We start from the raw sequence: 17,192 nt of genomic DNA on the forward strand, positions 1-17,192 counted from the left end.
GGCGGGGTCGGGTGATCCGGAGGTCCCGCCGCGCGACCGGCATCGCCGCGCGGCGGGTTCGCGATCAGCCCTTGAGGTCCTGGTCGGCGACCACGAACAACTCCGAGTGCGGTTTGGCGTTGCCGAACTGGCCGTGCGGCCAGGACTTCCGGTTGAAGTTCACGCCCACCTCCCCGGTGACCTCGTCGCGGAAGGTGTCGTCGACCTCGACCTTCCCGTCCTTCCCGAGGCGCACGACGTTGACCTTGTGGTCACCGTCCAGACCGGACCGGGCCACGAAGTAGTTCGACACCGCGAGCCGCTGCGGCTGGCCGGTTTCGCGGTAGAAACCATCCGCGCCTTGGACGAAGTTGTCGTAGGCGCCCCAGTGCGGCCCGGCACCCGGCTGGCCGGGGTTGATCGGCGTCGCCCCCGACAAGGTCGGGCAGTCGGATTCGGCACCGCCCTGCTCGGCCTCCGGCTTGGTGTCGATCGAGCACTGGACGTCGGTGCCCGCGTCGACCAGCTTCGAGATGTCCAGCGTGTAGACGCCACCGGTGGTTCCGGGGTCGTCGGGACCGAACGTGCCGGGCTGGCGGCCCACGATCGCGCGGTACAGGAAGCGGTCGTCCGGGCTGGTCTGGATCCAGCCGCCGTTGGAGCTGCCGCCGTTGCGGTCGTTGGCCGGGTCGAAGCCCTGGTTCGCGGCGCCGTCGTCGAACACCTGCCGCCACTTGGGTTCGGCAGCGGTGATGTCCGGCGTGTAGAACACCGCACCGCCCTGCATGGTCTGGGCGAAAGCGCCCTTGTGACCGGGCAGGTTGGTGACGGTCGTTTCCATCACCGCGCGGCTCTCCTGGTGCAGCGGATCCGCTTCGTCACCGCGCGGGCCGTTCGGCAGGTAGGACACCGCCTTGAGCTTCGGGTGGTTGCGGTCGGAGATGTCCCAGGTCCGCACGGTCGGGCGCCGCAGGTACGGCGACGGCGCCTTCACCGGGTCCAGGATGATGTTGCGCGGCTCCACGTAGTCCGCGGTGACCAGGGTGTTCAGGTCCTCGCGGGCTTGGATCCCGTGCGGGTTGGCGCAGGTCGGCTGGCCGAGCCGCGGCAGGTTGTCGCAGAGCTTCTCGTTGTCGCCGCCCGGTGTCGCGGCCGGCGATTGCGAGAGCACCTTGGCGTTCTCGTCGAACCGCACCACTTCACCGGGGCTCCCGGCGAAACCGTTGCCGATGTGCACCGAACCGTCGTCGTACCGGTACGGCCCGGGCGCGACCGGCCCGCCCATGTACGTCGCGTACGCGGTGCCGTCCTTGAGCACCCAGTACGCGTCGGGCACGGAACCGCCGAGGGTTTGCGACGGCAGGCTGATGCCCTTGAGCTTCACGTTCGGCAGCGCGGCGACGTCGAAGGCGTAGGTCGCCGCGCCGAAGAGCGCACCGGCGTAGATCGTGTCGCCCTTGTGCCACACGTACTGCATGTGGTGCGGCTCGTTCTCCACCAGCGGTCCGACGGTGATGGTGTTGACGACCTCGCCGTACCCGGGGGATCCGGGAGTCGCGTCGATGACCGCGAGGAAGTCCGGCCCCGGCAGGGAATCCGCGACGTCGTCGATGCCGCCGGTCAGCGAACCGGGCAGGTCGCGGACCTTCGGCACCGCGGTGTCGGCGATGTTCTCGTCGCCGGCCCACACCAGCAACCATTCCTTGCGCTTGCCGTCGGACTGGGACTTCTCCAACGCGCTCTTCACCAGGTGGTTGGTGACCGTGTAGTCCTTGCCGTCGGCGCCCTTGATCGACTGGGTGGACACCTCGACGTCGGCGTAGGCGTCCGGCACCGGGAGCGTGACCGCGCCGACGGCCACCAGTGCAGCGCCCAGCCCGGTGAACAGTCTTCGATATCTGCTTTTCATCAGTGCTCCGAACAATCGGTGGGGTGCCCGGCTTCGGGCGTGCTTGAACCGCCGTGCGGCCGGAAATGGCGGCACGACCGGAAATGGAGCGAATAGCTGCCGAGCTCTCGACGCCGAAGGCCAAGAGCGCTTGTTCGCCTAGCCCCGCTCGGGACCGGGAATGGTGCGCCCGGCTGCGCAGCCGGTAATCACCGGCGAATTCGGGTTGCTGCTGCGCAGGAGTGGCGGGGGATCAACGCGCGCGACAGAGCGCGCTGGCCTGCTGCACGAGATCGACGTGCAGGCGAGCGACGAGAGTGCCGAACCTCGACATGGCTGAAATCATCGGCACGGCAACGCGAAGTGTCAACGCCGAACCACTGGATGAGATCATCCCCGTTCCTCGCCGACGAATTCCCCGCGCTCATCGGAATTCACCCGGACAGAGGTCGTGGATTTAACACGGGAAACATTTCCACCGCCCGTGAACTGATCGCCGAAACTGCGCTCGTAGGCGCGAAAGGCGATTCCGCGCTCACGTGCGGAGACCAGCTGAGGTGGGTGCAAAGTGCTGCCGCGCCGCATTCGGCGAGCCAGTCGGTGAAGGTGCGCGGTCCGGGGTGGATCACGCGCAGTGCTTCGATGTCGGCATGCCAGCGGCAGCCCGCCCTCCCAGCTCTTCTTGGTCTCACGGTGGGCATCGCGACCCGGTCGCGCAGGTACTGCTCGATCTGCGCTTTCGCCGCCGCGCCGGGGAATTCGGTCGACGCCGCGGCGGCCGGTGTGGTCGCGTCGCGAACCGGGGCTCGAACCGGCCGACCGTCGGCCAGCAGCCGACACGCGGTGTCGTTGTCCTGCTTGCAGGTGGCACCGGTGACGAGGAGTGCGGTCTTCGGCCGTCACGGAAGGCGGCTCGTTCCGCGACACGTCTTCGCAGCGGCGTCACGGAACCGAGGAGCGCTACCTCGAGTGCGGCACGCGCCTGCGCATCCGATCCACCGCGCTACCGCGGCCCGACCTGCCGGCAGCGCGCCCGCCGCCGACGTGTCTAGCTCGGCGCGTCCCCGCGTTCCATCTCGATCGCGCGGCGCATCGCCTTGCGGCCGCGGTTGCGGTCACCGGCCAGGTCGTAGGCCTGCGCGAGGGCGAACCAGCGGCGCCAATCCCCCGGCTCCGCCTCGAGTTCGGTCTGCTTCTCGTCGAACCACGCGTCCGCGGCTTCCCGCTCGACGCGACCGGACGGCCGCAGCGGCAGGTGCGAGACGTCCGGCAGGGCACCTTCGTCGTGCAGCCGCCGGGCCAGCCGCTCGGTGCTCGCGCCGAAGCGCAGCTGGTCCACCACGAGCACCGCGCCGAGCACCGGCAGCACGAAGATCGCCACGCCGAGCGCGATGAACACCGGCTGTCCGCTGACGATCATCGTGACGGCGCGCTCACCCATGATCACCAGGTAGACGAGCAGCACCGCCGCCACCACGAACGCCGAGGTCCGCGCGGTCAGCAACTTGCGCTGCTTCGACTCGGCCAACTCAGATCCCCAGCAGCGCGTCGAGCCCGACGGTCACGCCGGGCCGGTTGCCGACCTCGCGGATCGACAGCAGCACGCCCGGCATGAACGAGCGGCGATCGTAGGAGTCGTGCCGGATCGTCAGCGTCTCGCCCTCGGTGCCGAACAGCACCTCCTGGTGGGCGACGAGCCCGGTCATCCGAACCGAGTGCACGCGCACTCCGTCGACGTCGGCACCTCGGGCGCCGTCGAGCTCCTTGGTCGTCGCGTCCGGAACCTCGCCCAGCTCGGCTTCGGCGCGCGCCTGCGCGATCACCTGTGCGGTGCGCGCGGCCGTCCCGGACGGGGCGTCGGCCTTCTTCGGGTGGTGCAGCTCGACGATCTCGACGGACTCGAAGAACTTCGCGGCCAGCTCGGCGAACCGCATCGACAGCACCGCGCCGATGGCGAAGTTCGGCGCGACCAGCACCCCGACCTCCGGGCGCTCGGCCAGCCAGGACCGGATCTGCGTCAGCTCCGGCTCCCCGAGGCCGCTGGTGCCGACCACGACGTGGATGCCGTTCTCAACGCAGAACTTGACGTTGTCCAGCACCGAATCCGGGTGGGTGAGGTCGACGGCCACCTGCGCACCGGCCGCGACCAGCCCGGACAGGTCGTCCTCGCGGTTGATCGCGGCGACCAGCTCGGTGTCGGGGGCCTCGCCGACGGCGCGAACCGCCTCGGAACCCATCCTCCCGCGGGCGCCCAGCACACCGACCTTGATGCTCACGTGACGACTACCTTTCCACCCCGGCACCGAACGACCCCGAGTCTATGCGCGCACCTCACCCCGACCGGACACACCCCGACCAGGCCCACCTCCGGCGCTCCGACTCCGGGCCTCCGAACCGCAGTTTCAATTGAAACTGCAGATCTCCCCCACGCCGGACCGCAGTTTCAATTGAAACTGCGGCCACACCGGCACCAGCCCCTGGCCACCCGCCGCCCGCGGAGGTCCGCAAATTCAATGGAAATCAGACGTCCGATTTCCATTGAATTTGCGTCGGACCGGGGCTCAGACGCCGTCGGGGAGTTCTTCGAGGCTGTTGTAGGGGCCGACGACGGCCGTGGTGAGGGGGCGGCGGAGGAGTTCCGCCGCGAGCTCCGCGACGTCCTCGGTGGTGACCGCGTCGATGCGCTCGAGGGTCTGCTCCACCGTGAAGTGGCGGCCGTAGTTCAGCTCGGTCTTGCCGATGCGGCTCATCCGCGCCGCGCTGTCCTCCAGCCCGAGCACCAGGCCACCGCGCAGCTGCCCGCGCCCGCGCTCCACCTCGTCCTCGCTCAGACCGTCCGCGGCGACGCCCGCGAGCACGCCGCGGATCACCCGGGCGACCTCGCCGAGCCGGTCCGGCGTGCAGCCCGCGTACACCGAGAACGTGCCGGCGTCGGAGTAGGCCGTGGTCGAGGAGTAGACCGAGTAGGCCAGGCCGCGCCGCTCGCGGATCTCCTGGAACAGCCGGGAGCTCATCCCGCCGCCGAGCGCGGCGTTGAGCACCCCGAGCGCGAAGCGGCGCTCGTCGTAGCGGTCGAAGCTGCGGCACCCCATCAGCAGGTGCGCCTGCTCGGTGTCGTCGGGCTGCAGCACCACGCGCTTCTGCTTCGGTAACCGAGCGCGCCCGGCGCGCGGCGGCGCCGGCAGCTCCTCGCCGGTCAAGCGGTCGCCGAGGGCCTTGCGGACCAGGCGCAGAACGCGACCGTGCTCGACGTTGCCGGCCGCCGCGATCACCATCTTCGGCATCTCGTAGCGGCTGCGGTAGAAGCCGTGCACCCGCGCCCGGGTCATGCCGGTGATCGATTCCTCGCTGCCCAGCACCGACCGGCCGAGCGGGTGGTCGCCCAGCACCGCCGAGCTGAACAGCTCGTGCAGCAGGTCCTCGGCGTCGTCGTCGCGCATCGCGATCTCCTCGAGCACCACGCTGCGCTCGACGTCCACATCGGACTTCGCGTTCACCGCGTCGAAGACCACGTCGCAGAGCATGTCCACGGCCAGCGGCAGGTCGCGGTCCAGGACGTGCGCGTAGTAGCAGGTGTGCTCCTTGGCGGTGAACGCGTTGAGCTCACCGCCGACGCCGTCGATCTGCTGCGCGATGTCCACCGCGGTGCGCTTGGCGGTCCCCTTGAACAGCAGGTGTTCGAGGTAGTGCGCGGCACCGGCCTGCGGTTTGCCCTCGTCGCGCGAGCCCACCCCGACCCAGATCCCGACCGAGGCGGAGCGGACGCCGGGCACCGGCTCGGTCACGACCCGCAATCCGCCCGGTAGCACGGTGCGCCGCACGGCGGCGTCACCGCTGCGCCCGAGGACCCGGGTGGTCCCGGGGCGTTGCAGGTGGCCACCGACGATCTGCTTCTGCTGCTTCATGTCCCCACGAGAGTGTTCGGGCGGATTGGTGCACTCAAACGATACGGCCCGCCCCGGACTTGCCGGGACGGGCCGCGTCGAACGGTCAGTCGCAGATCACTGCTCCGACTTCTCGCCTTCCGGCTCGGCCGCGGCCTCGGACTTCTCGTCCTCGTCGCTGACCAGCACCAGGCTGATCTTGCCGCGGCTGTCGATGTCGGCGATCTCCACGCGCAGCTTGTCGCCGACGTTCACCACGTCCTCGACCTTGCCGATGCGCTTGCCGTTGCCCAGCTTGGAGATGTGCACCAGGCCGTCCTTGCCCGGCAGCAGCGAGACGAACGCGCCGAACGCCGCGGTCTTGACCACGGTGCCCAGGAAGCGCTCGCCGACCTTCGGCAGCTGCGGGTTCGCGATGGCGTTGATCTTGTCGATCGCGGCCTCCGCGGACGGGCCGTCGGCGGCACCGACGTAGATCGTGCCGTCGTCCTCGATGGTGATCTCCGCGCCGGTCTCCTCGGTGATCGAGTTGATCATCTTGCCCTTCGGGCCGATGACCTCGCCGATCTTGTCCACCGGGATGCTGATGGAGGTCACGCGCGGGGCGTGCGGGCTCATCTCGTCGGGCTTGCCGATCGCCTCGGCCATCACCTCGAGGATGGTGAACCGGGCGTCGCGGGCCTGGCCGAGCGCCTGCGCCAGCACCTCGGACGGGATGCCGTCCAGCTTGGTGTCCAGCTGCAGGGCGGTCACGAACTCCTTCGTGCCTGCGACCTTGAAGTCCATGTCGCCGAAGGCGTCCTCGGCGCCGAGGATGTCGGTCAGCGCCACGTAGTGGGTCTTGCCGTCGATCTCGTCGGAGACCAGACCCATGGCGATGCCCGCGACCGGTGCCTTCAGCGGCACACCCGCGTTGAGCAGGGACAGCGTCGAGGCGCAGACCGAGCCCATCGAGGTGGAGCCGTTGGAGCCCAGCGCCTCGGAGACCTGGCGGATCGCGTACGGGAACTCCTCGCGCGACGGCAGCACCGGCATCAGCGCGCGCTCGGCCAGCGCACCGTGGCCGATCTCGCGCCGCTTCGGGCTGCCGACCCGGCCGGTCTCACCGGTCGAGTAGGGCGGGAAGTTGTAGTGGTGCATGTACCGCTTCGTCGTCTCCGGGGACAACGAGTCGATGGTCTGCTCCAGCCGCAGCATGTTCAGCGTGGAGACGCCCAGGATCTGGGTCTCGCCGCGCTCGAACAGCGCCGAGCCGTGGGCCCGCGGGATCACGCCGACCTCGGCGGACAGGCTGCGGATGTCGGTCAGACCGCGGCCGTCGATGCGGACCTGGTCGCGGATGATGCGCTGGCGCACCAGCTTCTTGGTCAGCGAGCGGAAGGCGGCGCCGAGCTCCTTCTCGCGTCCCTCGAACTGCTCGCCCGCACCGGTGGCGACCTTCTCCAGCACCGACGCCTTGATCTCGTCGAGCCGGGACTCCCGCTCCTGCTTGCCGGCGATCTTCAGCGCCTCGGCCAGGTCCGCGGAAACGGCCTGCTCGACGGCGGTGAAGGCGTCCTCGGCGTAGGCCGGGAACACCGGGAACTCCTGGGCGGCCTTGCCGGCCGCCTGCGCGAGCTGCTGCTGCGCCTGGCACAGGGTCCGGATGAACGGCTTGGCCGCCTCCAGACCAGCGGCGACGACCTCTTCGGTCGGGGCCTGGGCGCCCTCGCCGACCAGCTGCGCGGTCTTCTCGGTGGCCTCGGCCTCGACCATCATGATCGCGACGTCGTCACCGACGATGCGGCCCGCGACGACCATGTCGAACACGGCGCGCTCGAGCTGCTCGTGGGTCGGGAAGGCGACCCACTGGCCGTCGATCAGCGCCATCCGGGTGCCGCCGATCGGGCCGGAGAACGGCAGACCGGAGGCCTGCGTGGACGCCGACGCGGCGTTGATCGCCAGCACGTCGTAGAGGTCGCCCGGAGCCAGGCTCATCACGGTGACGACGACCTGGATCTCGTTGCGCAGACCGTCCACGAAGGACGGGCGCAGCGGCCGGTCGATCAGCCGGCAGGTCAGGATCGCGTCGGTGGAGGGACGGCCCTCGCGGCGGAAGAACGAGCCGGGGATGCGGCCCGCGGCGTACATCCGCTCCTCGACGTCGACGGTCAGCGGGAAGAAGTCGAAGTGCTCCTTCGGCTGCTTCGAGGCCGAGGTGGCCGACAGCAGCATGGTCTCGTCGTCGAGGTAGGCGACGACGCTGCCCGCGGCCTGCTTGGCCAGCCGTCCGGTCTCGAAGCGGACGGTGCGGGTGCCGAAGGCGCCGTTGTCGAGCACGGCGGTCGCTTCGTAAACACCCTCGTCGATCTGGGGTTCGGTCAAGATGACTCCTCATCCTCACGAGGCCCACGGCAGGTGCATCCGGGTCGTGGTCCGACGAGGCCGGCCATCGATCGAAGCCCCCGGGAACGTCATTGCGACGACTTGCCCGGCAGCCACTACCGAGGACCGGCGGACGCCTGCCCGGTGCGTACCACCGTGAGCGCTCTTCTGTTGCAACGGCGCCTCAGCGCCGGTTCATGCACCGAGGGGAGCGGCCCGCTGGCCACTCCCCTCGGCGTTCGTCAACGGCGCAGGCCGAGTCGCTTGATCAGCGAACGGTAGCGCTCGATGTCCACCTTGGTCAGGTAGTTGAGCAGACGGCGGCGACGACCGACCATCAGCAGCAGACCACGACGCGAGTGGTGGTCGTGCTTGTGCTGCTTGAGGTGCTCGGTCAGACCGATGATCCGCTTGGTGAGCAGGGCCACCTGGGCCTCGGGCGAACCGGTGTCGCCGTCCTTGAGGCCGTACTCGGCCAGGATCTGCTTCTTCTCTGCAGTGGACAAAGCCACGAGTTGACTCCTTCGATGTCCCGTGTCAAGTGCACCCGGCCGATCCGGCCGGGAACGGGTCCGGCGCCCGAATCGAACACCGGGCCGGAGACGGCCACCACGGACTGCAGCCGCTCCACCGGTCAGGATATCAGGACGGCCTGCTACTACCGGGTCAACCCGATGACTCGCGCGTCACCCCGACCCGGTGCACGGTCCGGTACGTCGGGCCGCCTTCCCGCAGGTCACTGCACACCACGGCCAGTTCGCGCGACTGCCACCAAGGCCCGGCGTAACCGGCGAACAGCCCGGGCAGCAGCTCCCGGTCCGGCCGCCCGGCCACCCACCGGCCGACGGTGAGGTGGGCCCGGTACCCGCGCGGATTCCCGCCGGCCGCGTGCACGAGGTCGCACAGTCCCCGCTCATCGTCCTCATCGGCCGGTTCGACGCCGACCCACAGCACGCCGCGGAACACCCCGCTGCCCGCCAATCGCAGCCGCGGCGGCGCGGGGTCGGCGTTCCGCAGCCGCGCCACCCGGTGCTCCAGCCGCTCGGTCACCTGCTCCTGATCGGCGTCGTCACCGTGGAAGCACAACGTCAGGTGCCAGCGCTCGGGCTCGACGAAGCGGAACTTCCGCAGTCCCTCCGTCGCCCGGGCCAACCGCTCCGGGTCCAGCCGATCGACCGCGGCGGCCAGGTGCCGCACTGCCTCAGCCGACGGCCACAGCGCGGTGAACAGGCGCATACCCACCTCCAGGCGCGCGTCCCACCACCCAAACTACTCACGACCCCGCGCCCCGCAGTTTCACTTGAAACCGCGATTCGCCTCGGGTGGGAACCACAGTTTCAATTGAAACTGCGGTCCTTGGGTCGCAGTTTCAATTGAAACTGCGGATCCCCGCAAGGCGCAGCGCCCGGTGGGCGGGCGGGTCAGTCGCCGTTGGCGGCGCGGCGGAGCAGGCCCGCCAGGCGCGGGTAGCGGCCTTCCAGGATGGACGCCGCGGCTTCGAGCTCGTTGGGCTTGGCCACCTCGCGCAGGACCGGCCAGGCCGCTTCTTCGCCGTTGGCGACGTGCTTGACCGGCAGGTCGTCCCGCCCCACCGACGGCTGCGACTGGCGGACGTCCTCCAGCGCCTGCTTCATCGCCTCGGCCTCACCGGACACGACGCCGGGGATGAGCACCTTGCGCTCGAGCATCACCAGCCGGGCCAGCACCTGCGGGTTGCCGATCTTGGCGCGGCGGCCGCTCATCACCTGGCTGAGCATCGGGGCGCTGATGCCGAGCACGTCGGCGAGCTGGGCCTGCGAGATGCGGAAGGCGACGACCAAGCGGCGCACGCGATCGCCCAGCGGTTCGCCGTACCACTGCCGCTGCAGGGCCAGATTCCGCTGGACGTTGCTGCTCTCCGCCACCTTCGGTCCCCCAATCTCGGCGCCGACCTGATCACGCCTGGCCGCTCCGGCACTGAATACTGCCAGGTCATTGGCCGGACGCGAGCGAGAATCGGAAATCCGCCCGGCGCGCCCTGGTCCGCTCGGACGGCGCGGCTGCTCCGTTCGGGGACCCGACTTGCCCGGATTCACCCGTCCGCCGCCAGGATCCGGCGGGTCTCGGCGACGTCGAGGTTCATCTGCTCGATCAGCGCCTCGACGCTGTCGAAGCGCTCCATCGCCCGCAGCCGCCGCACGAAGTCCAGGTCGACGTGCTCGCCGTAGAAGTCGGCGTCGACGTCGAGCACGTAGGCCTCGACGGTGCGCTCGGTGCCGGAGAACGTCGGGTTGCTGCCCACCGAGACGGCTGCGGGCAGCGTGCGGCCGGGCTCCTTCGAGCCGCGGCGGCGGTGGGTGAACCAGCAGGCGTAGACGCCGTCGGCGGGGATCGCCGCATGCGGCGGGGTGGACAGGTTCGCGGTGGGGAAGCCGAGCTCCTTGCCGCCGCGCCCGGCCCCGCGCACCACGATGCCCTCCAGGCGGTGGTCGCGGCCCAGCGCGGACGCCGCGGCGACCACGTCACCGGCGTCGATGCACGACCGGATGTAGGTCGACGAGAACGTCACCGAAGCCCCCGACGGGTCGTCGGTCCGCTCGACCGGGCCGGACACCAGGGCGTCGGACTCGACGTCGAAGCCGAACCGCTCCCCCAGCTTGGCCAGCAGCTCGATGTTGCCCGCCGCCTTGTGCCCGAAGGTGAAGTTCTCCCCCACCACGATCTCGGCCGCGTGCAGCTTCTCGACCAGGATCTCGTGCACGAACTCCTCCGCCGGGATGCGGGAGACCTCGCGGGTGAACGGCAGCACGCAGAACACGTCCACGCCGAGCTGCTCGGCCAGTTCCGCCCGCCGCCGCAGGGTGGTCAGCTGCGCCGGGTGGCTGCCCGGCCGCACCACCTCCGACGGATGCGGGTCGAAGGTCATCAGCACGCACGGCACGCCGCGGCGCCGCGCCTGCCGCACCGCGTGCGAGATGAGTTGCTGGTGCCCTCGGTGCACGCCGTCGAAGACACCGATGGTGACCACGCACCGTCCCCAGCCGCCGGGAAGCTGCTCCAAACCACGCCATCGCTGCACGACCACGAAGCCTACTGCTCGACCAACCGAACGACGGAAAGCCATCGCCCGTGCCGCGACTCACAGCACGGGGCGCGAGCATGGCCGTCACCGCGCTCGCGCCCCCGGCAGGTCAGCTGACGCCGGCTTCGAAGGCGGAGACGTCCACGGCCGAGCCCGCGCAGAGCGCGCTGAAGGCGTCCTGCTCGCTGGTGTTCACCGGGACCTCGGCGGCGTCGCTCCAGTCGTCGGAGGCGGTGAAGTTCACCGCGAGCTTGGCCGGGGTCGTCCCGCAGCCCTCCGAGGTGGTCCACTTCAACGAGGCCATCGCCATGTCGTAGGCCGGGCCCGGCATGGGCACCCGGGACGGCGCGGGCTGCAGGCCGTGTTGCACCGTCGTCGACACCGGCTTGCCGCTCTCGTCGAGCAGCCGGAGCTCGGGGTAGTTGCTCAGGACGCAGGGGTCGTTCGCGTCCTTCTTGGTCGCCGTCAGCTTGCCCTCGCCGCCCGACGGGGCCACCTCTCCGGACTGGTACGCAACGGTCAGGTCCCGGCCGGTGCAGGGCCGGTCCTCACCGGACAACCCGTTGTCGCCGGAGCTCTCCGTCTTGCCCTCGGGCTGCTGCGCATCGGTCTCGGGCTGAGCGGCGTCGGATGCGACCGTCTGGTTGTCGACCTGCGGATCCGCGCTGCCGATGACATGCCCCGAACCACTTCCTCCAGAGCATCCGCTCAGCGCCAAACCCGCCGCCAGCACGACGGTCGCCCCGACTAATCGCTTGCGCATGCTGTCCCCACTTCCTCGTCGCTCGTTCGGACTAGCCGTGGGACGGCTCACGTCGGGACGGGTTCCTGCGATGTGGCCCAGGTCACCGAAAACGCTTGCGAAGGGAGAAATACCGGTCAATTCCCCGGGATGATCACCAGCACCGGCTTGGCGGTCCGGCCGCGATCGCGGACCAGCGCGACCGCGCGCCCCTCCGGATCGAACATCCCGTAGGTGCCCTCGACCCCGGCGGCCGGCACCAGCTGGCCGTGCGAAAGTGCGCGAGCCACGGTCGAGTCCACGTTGCGGCGCGGAAAAGCGGTCTCCACCGCCTCGTCGAGGCTCATCGACAGCCCCGGCTCGGCCTCCAGCTGGTCCAGGGTGCGCGCGGTGGCCAGCCCGAACGGGCCGACCCGGGTGCGGCGGAGCTCGCCGAGGTGACCGCCGACGCCGAGGCCGGCGCCCAGATCGCGGGCCAGCGCCCGCACGTAGGTCCCGGACGAGCACTCGACCAGCACGTCCAGCTCGGTGGTGCGCTCGGTGCGGCGCAGGCCGAGCACGTCGAAGCGGGAGACCGTGACCGGCCGGGCCGCCAGCTCGACCTCCTCGCCCTGGCGCACGAGGTCGTAGGCCCGGCGGCCGTTGATCTTCACCGCGCTGACCGCGCTGGGCACCTGCTGGATGTCCCCGGTCAGCTCGGCGATCCCCGCTCGGATCGCGGACTCGTCCACGGTGGACGCGTCCACTTCGGACAGGAACTCGCCCTCGGCGTCGTCGGTGGTGGTCGTCGCGCCCAGCCGGATGGTCGCCAGGTAGGCCTTGGTGTCCAGGGCCAGGTGGCCGAGCAGCTTGGTCGCTCGCTCCAGGCCCAGCACCAGCACGCCGGTGGCCATCGGATCCAGGGTTCCGGCGTGGCCGACCTTGCGGGTGCCCATAATGCGGCGGACCCGCGAGACGACGTCGTGCGAGGTCATCCCCGCCGGTTTGTCGACCACGAGCAGGCCGGGCGGAACGGTGGGACGTGCTTTACGGGAGTGCTCGGACACGACGCACCATCTTCCCCGACCTGGTTGGACGACCATCGCCTGGGTCGCGCCGGCGATACGGTGGGAGGCGAGCGAGGAGGTTGAAGTGGCGTTCCGACCGATCCGGCGATTCGGCGATCCCATCCTGCGCATGCCGGCCGAACCGATCACCGAGTTCGACCAGCGGCTGCGCGCCATCGTCACCGACCTGCTGGACACCGTCGACGCACCCGGCCACGCCGGGGTGGCCGCGCCGCAGATCGGCATCGGCGTGCGGGCGTTCAGCTACAACGTGGACGGCGAGATCGGTTACGTGCTCAACCCGGAACTCGTGGAGCTGTCCGAGGAGACGCAGGACGGCGTCGAAGCGTGCCTGTCCCTGCCCAACCTCGGCTTCAACACCCGCCGGGCGCAACGCGCGGTGGTGCGCGGCGTCGACATGGCGAACGAGCCGGTCACGGTGTCGGGCACCGGTCTGATGGCCCGCTGCCTCCAGCACGAGACCGACCACCTCGCCGGCAAGGTCTACATCCAGCGCCTCGACCCCGAGACCCGCCGCGAAGCCTTCAGCCAGATCCGCGACCAGGAATGGTTCTGGCAGCGCTGATCCGCGTTCAGGCGGTGGCGGGCTGGGTCCTGGTGGCGCCGGTGATCGCCCAGCGTCCGGAGCGGGCCCGCAGCAGCAGGGTGATCAGGCGCAGGACCATGAACATCGAGAGACCGGTCCAGATGCCCGCCAGGCCCCAGTCGAAGGCCAGGGAGAGCCAGATCAGCGGGAGGTAGCCGATGAAGGCGCTCAGGAGCGTTGCGGTGCGGAGGTAGGCGGCGTCGCCCGCGCCGAGGAACACCCCGTCCAGGGCGAACACCACACCGGCCACCGGCTGCAGCAGGACGAAGAACCACCAGGCGTGCGGGATCGTCGCCAGGACTGCGGCGTCCGAGGTGAACACCGCAGGCAGCGGGATCGCGAGCACGGCGAACAGGACGCCCAGGATGATCCCGAACGCCAGGCCGTACCAGGTGACCTGCTTGGCGATCGCCTTGGCGCGCGGCGCCGAACCCGCGCCCAGCGCCGCCCCGACCAGCGACTGCGCGGCGATCGCCAGCGAGTCCAGCACCAGCGCCAGGAACGTCCAGAGCTGCCAGACCACCTGGTGCGCGGCTGCGGCTTCAGCACCGGTGCGGGCGGCCACCGACGTCGCCGACAGGAAGCACACCTGGAAGGCCAGCGTGCGCAGCACCAGGTCGCGCCCGAGGCCGAGCTGGGCTCGCATCATGGCCAGCTGCGGCTTCAGCGGCACCTGCTCCACGACGAGCGCTCGGACGAACAGGGAGGCGGCGATGGTCTGGCCGACCAGGTTCGCGATCGCCGAACCCTCCAGCCCCCAGCCGAAGGGGTAGACGAACAGCGGGCACAGCACGGCCGACACACCGTTGCCGACCAGCACGTACCGCAGCGGGCGCGCGGTGTCCTGCACCCCGCGCATCCAGCCGTTGCCGGCCATCGTGATCAGCACGAGCGGAGCGCCGCAGAGCGCGATGCGCAGCCAGGTCGCGGCCGCGTCGGCGACCGGTCCGGGCCCGGCGAGCAGCTCGGCGACCGGCACCGCCACCAGCTGGGCCAGCAGCAGGAGCACGATGCCGACCACGATGCCCAGCCAGGTCGCCTGGACGCCTTCCGCGACGGCGTCCTTGCGACGTCCGGCACCGTGCAGCCGCGCAGTGCGCGCCGTGGTGCCGTAGGTCAGGAACGTCAGCTGGCTGGAGATCAGCGTGAACAGGGTGCCGCCGAGCGCGAGACCGGCCAGCGGGACGGCACCGAGGTGTCCGACCACCGCGGTGTCGACGAGCACGTACAGCGGTTCGGCGGCGAGCACGCCCAGCGCCGGTACCGCGAGCGCGAACAACTTCCGCGGCGCGACGCGCTCCGCTTGCTCGGACACACTTCCTCCAGATCAGCACGTGCTCGGATCGATCAGGGCGGCTCCCCGGCTCGGCGGGATAAGCTACGAAGTACAGTTTCGCCCCTGACATGCCAGGCTACGGTAAGGACCGCTGATGGACAACGCTGATTACGTCGACGTAGCGCTGCGGATCGCCAACGCCGACCTGAGCAGCCTCGACGCCGTCCGCGCCGCAGTCCACGACGAACCCTGGTGGGCCGACCGACTCGCCGAACCGGACCTCCCGGTGCTGCGCGGAGTCGCCGATGGGCTGCGCCGAACCCTGGACGCCCTGGTCACCAACGATGGCGAAGCCGCGCTCGCGGAGATCAACGCTCTGCTCTCCGCGCATCCGCCCCGGCCGCGGCTCTCCAGCCACGGCGGACACCACGGCATCCCCAACTGGCACCTCCACGTCGCAGGCCCGGACGCACCGGCGGTCGACGAAGTCGCTGCCGCCGCGGCGTGGGGCCTGGCGCAGGGAGTCGTCCAGCACGGAACGACCCGCTGGGGCCGCTGCGAAGCCGACGGCTGCGACACCTACTACCTGGACACCTCGACCAACCAGGCCAAACGCTTCTGCTCCCCACGCTGCGCGAACCGCATGCACGTCGCGGCATTCCGAGCCCGCCGCCGAACGTGAATCACAGTTTCAATTGAAACTGCGCCCCACCGGCGTGTCGGGACCCGGCGTGTCAGGACCTGAGCACAGGTTCCGACGCCTGCGGAGAACTCCCGCAAATTCCATTGAAATCGGACGTCCGATTTCAATGGAATTTTGAGTGTGACCGGCTCCGGAACCGGGAGGTGGGAGACCTCGTCGAACCGGCGGATCAGTCGAGCAGCGGAGCCTCGTCGAGGGCCTTGCGGATCGAGTCGATGATGTCCTCCGGCTCGCCCTGGGCGGTGAAGCCCGAGGCGAGGTGGTGTCCTCCACCGCCGCAAGCCGCCGCAGCGTGGCCCACGTCCAGGAGGCTGTCGGCGCGCAGCGACACCGACCAGTGCCGCGGTGCCATCTCCTTGAGCACCGCAGTCACCTCGGCCTCGCTGGTCGTGCGCAGCACGTCGATGACGCTGTCGAGCTCCTCGCTGCGCAGGCCGTCGGAGTCGGTCAGGCGGACCGTGGCGTGCACGAACCCCATCCCGCGCGCGGCGGCCGGCTCGAGCTCAGCCGCACCGAGCACACCGGACAGCATGCCCATCCAGCCGAACGGATGGGTGTCGAGCAGCGGGCGCGTGGTCGCCTCGGGATCCACGCCCGCGTCCAGCAGCCGCGCCGCAACGCGGTGCGTGCTGGCACTGGCGTGCCGGAAGGAACGGGTGTCGGTGACCAGCCCCGCGTACAGGCAGCGCGCGGTCGGCAGGTCCAGTTCCACGCCGAGTTCGTCGAGCAGCCGCACGACGATCATCACGGTCGCCTCGGCGCGCTCGTCCACCACGTGCAGCGTGCCGTAGCGCGTGTTGGAGACGTGGTGGTCGATCACGATGACGTCGCCACCGGCCGCGATGGTCGCGCCGACCCGATCGGCCAACCGCCCGAGCCGCTGCAGGCTGCCGGTGTCGCACACCACCAGGGTCGGCGGCGCCGCGGGCACCTCGTCGACGGGCACGACCAGGCCGTCGACGTCGAGGTCGCGCAGCGAGGCCGGCGGCTGGTCCGGCGTGCCGAACGACACGCGCACCCGGCATCCCCGCCGCCGCAACGCCCGCCCCAGCGCGAGCGCGCTGCCGAGCGCGTCCGCATCGGGGTTGACGTGGGCGAACAGCGTCACGTCCGTGGCATCGGCCAGCTTGCGCGCGGCCTCCGACACGGCTGACGCCACCGGATCTGCAACGGCACCGGGCCTCTCGCCCGCACCCTCTGCTTCGGACAGCCCGCGCACCCGGTTCACCTCCACGGCAACGGCGACCATTGCGGTCACCCGTGCACAACGCACCTGATGATGCGCTGCGACTCAACCACTCTGTGGCCCACGACGCACATCGGCGTCGGAAATCGACTCCGGTTCCGCACCGTCGGTGTCGATCTCATCATCGACGGTGGTCTCGCGGTACGGATCGGCGTCCCCGGCGTGTTCCGCGCCGGACGCCAACCGGGCCACCTCCGCGTCGGCCTCCTTGGCCTTCGCGAGCAGCTCCTCCATGTGCCGGGCCTGATCCGGGACCGTGTCCGCCACGAACTTCAGCGTGGGCGTGAACCGCACACCGGTCTGCTGGCCGACGCGGGAGCGCAGGACCCCGGTCGCGCAGGCCAGCCCGGCGCCGGTCGAGGCCTAGTCGGCGACGTCGCCGAAGACCCTGAAGTA

Annotated in this window: 15 protein-coding genes and 1 pseudogene; 2 read left to right on the forward strand and 14 right to left on the reverse strand. The window is 70.3% G+C overall.

Annotated features, from left to right (window positions below):
* Positions 1 to 64 precede the first annotated feature (64 nt).
* The 11 genes from ABTZ89_RS08990 to truB all read right to left on the reverse strand — a co-directional run bounded on the left by ABTZ89_RS08990 (position 65) and on the right by truB (position 13,000).
* Complete coding sequence (locus ABTZ89_RS08990; protein WP_351042050.1) at positions 65 to 1,888, reverse strand: hypothetical protein; 1,824 nt, start codon at positions 1,886 to 1,888, stop codon at positions 65 to 67.
* Positions 1,889 to 2,915: 1,027 nt separating this feature from the next.
* Positions 2,916 to 3,368 carry a hypothetical protein gene (locus tag ABTZ89_RS08995; RefSeq protein ID WP_270947111.1) on the reverse strand — a complete coding sequence of 151 codons (453 nt, stop codon included), beginning with the start codon at positions 3,366 to 3,368 and terminating at the stop codon, positions 2,916 to 2,918.
* Between the two features lie 28 nt (positions 3,369 to 3,396).
* Complete coding sequence (dapB, locus tag ABTZ89_RS09000) at positions 3,397 to 4,143, reverse strand: 4-hydroxy-tetrahydrodipicolinate reductase (RefSeq protein ID WP_351042053.1); 747 nt, start codon at positions 4,141 to 4,143, stop codon at positions 3,397 to 3,399.
* Positions 4,144 to 4,428: 285 nt separating this feature from the next.
* Entirely contained in the window at positions 4,429 to 5,772 is a 1,344-nt protein-coding gene (locus ABTZ89_RS09005; protein WP_351042056.1) for a M16 family metallopeptidase, read from the reverse strand.
* Positions 5,773 to 5,868: 96 nt separating this feature from the next.
* Complete coding sequence (locus ABTZ89_RS09010) at positions 5,869 to 8,115, reverse strand: polyribonucleotide nucleotidyltransferase (RefSeq protein ID WP_270946930.1); 2,247 nt, start codon at positions 8,113 to 8,115, stop codon at positions 5,869 to 5,871.
* Positions 8,116 to 8,357: 242 nt separating this feature from the next.
* Positions 8,358 to 8,627 (reverse strand): 30S ribosomal protein S15, encoded by a 270-nt coding sequence (rpsO, locus tag ABTZ89_RS09015; protein ID WP_270946929.1) that lies wholly within the window; start codon positions 8,625 to 8,627, stop codon positions 8,358 to 8,360.
* Between the two features lie 154 nt (positions 8,628 to 8,781).
* A complete protein-coding gene (locus tag ABTZ89_RS09020) occupies positions 8,782 to 9,351 on the reverse strand; it encodes a 2'-5' RNA ligase family protein (RefSeq protein WP_351042059.1) in 570 nt (189 codons plus the stop codon).
* A 185-nt stretch (positions 9,352 to 9,536) separates the two neighbouring features.
* A complete protein-coding gene (locus ABTZ89_RS09025) occupies positions 9,537 to 10,019 on the reverse strand; it encodes a helix-turn-helix domain-containing protein (protein WP_270946927.1) in 483 nt (160 codons plus the stop codon).
* Positions 10,020 to 10,186: 167 nt separating this feature from the next.
* Entirely contained in the window at positions 10,187 to 11,173 is a 987-nt protein-coding gene (locus ABTZ89_RS09030) for a bifunctional riboflavin kinase/FAD synthetase (protein WP_270946926.1), read from the reverse strand.
* 112 nt (positions 11,174 to 11,285) lie between these two features.
* The gene (locus tag ABTZ89_RS09035) at positions 11,286 to 11,939 is read right to left on the reverse strand and encodes a DUF4232 domain-containing protein (RefSeq protein ID WP_270946925.1); all 654 of its coding nucleotides are present in this window, start codon (positions 11,937 to 11,939) and stop codon (positions 11,286 to 11,288) included.
* Between the two features lie 116 nt (positions 11,940 to 12,055).
* Complete coding sequence (gene truB / locus ABTZ89_RS09040) at positions 12,056 to 13,000, reverse strand: tRNA pseudouridine(55) synthase TruB (RefSeq protein WP_502949525.1); 945 nt, start codon at positions 12,998 to 13,000, stop codon at positions 12,056 to 12,058.
* Positions 13,001 to 13,049: 49 nt separating this feature from the next.
* Between truB and def the strand changes: the two genes are divergently transcribed.
* On the forward strand, positions 13,050 to 13,550 hold the full coding sequence (gene def, locus ABTZ89_RS09045; protein ID WP_351042066.1) for a peptide deformylase: 501 nt from the start codon (positions 13,050 to 13,052) through the stop codon (positions 13,548 to 13,550).
* Positions 13,551 to 13,557: 7 nt separating this feature from the next.
* Here def and ABTZ89_RS09050 read toward each other — a convergent pair whose 3' ends face one another.
* Positions 13,558 to 14,886, reverse strand: coding sequence for an MATE family efflux transporter (locus ABTZ89_RS09050; RefSeq protein WP_351042069.1), 1,329 nt, complete (start codon positions 14,884 to 14,886; stop codon positions 13,558 to 13,560).
* A gap of 115 nt (positions 14,887 to 15,001) precedes the next feature.
* On the opposite strand from ABTZ89_RS09050, the gene ABTZ89_RS09055 reads away from it, so the two are divergent.
* Positions 15,002 to 15,529 (forward strand): CGNR zinc finger domain-containing protein, encoded by a 528-nt coding sequence (locus ABTZ89_RS09055; RefSeq protein WP_351042072.1) that lies wholly within the window; start codon positions 15,002 to 15,004, stop codon positions 15,527 to 15,529.
* Positions 15,530 to 15,719: 190 nt separating this feature from the next.
* Here the strand turns inward: ABTZ89_RS09055 and ABTZ89_RS09060 are convergent, their stop codons facing one another.
* Together ABTZ89_RS09060 and ABTZ89_RS09065 are read right to left on the reverse strand one after the other, a co-directional pair.
* Positions 15,720 to 16,799 (reverse strand): DHH family phosphoesterase, encoded by a 1,080-nt coding sequence (locus ABTZ89_RS09060; protein ID WP_270946920.1) that lies wholly within the window; start codon positions 16,797 to 16,799, stop codon positions 15,720 to 15,722.
* Positions 16,800 to 16,841: 42 nt separating this feature from the next.
* Positions 16,842 to 17,192: pseudogene (locus ABTZ89_RS09065) on the reverse strand (ribosome-binding factor A); the annotation flags it as partial.

This window comes from Saccharopolyspora sp. NPDC002686, from assembly GCF_040295745.1.
Classification (GTDB): Bacteria; Actinomycetota; Actinomycetes; order Mycobacteriales; family Pseudonocardiaceae; genus Saccharopolyspora; species Saccharopolyspora oryzae.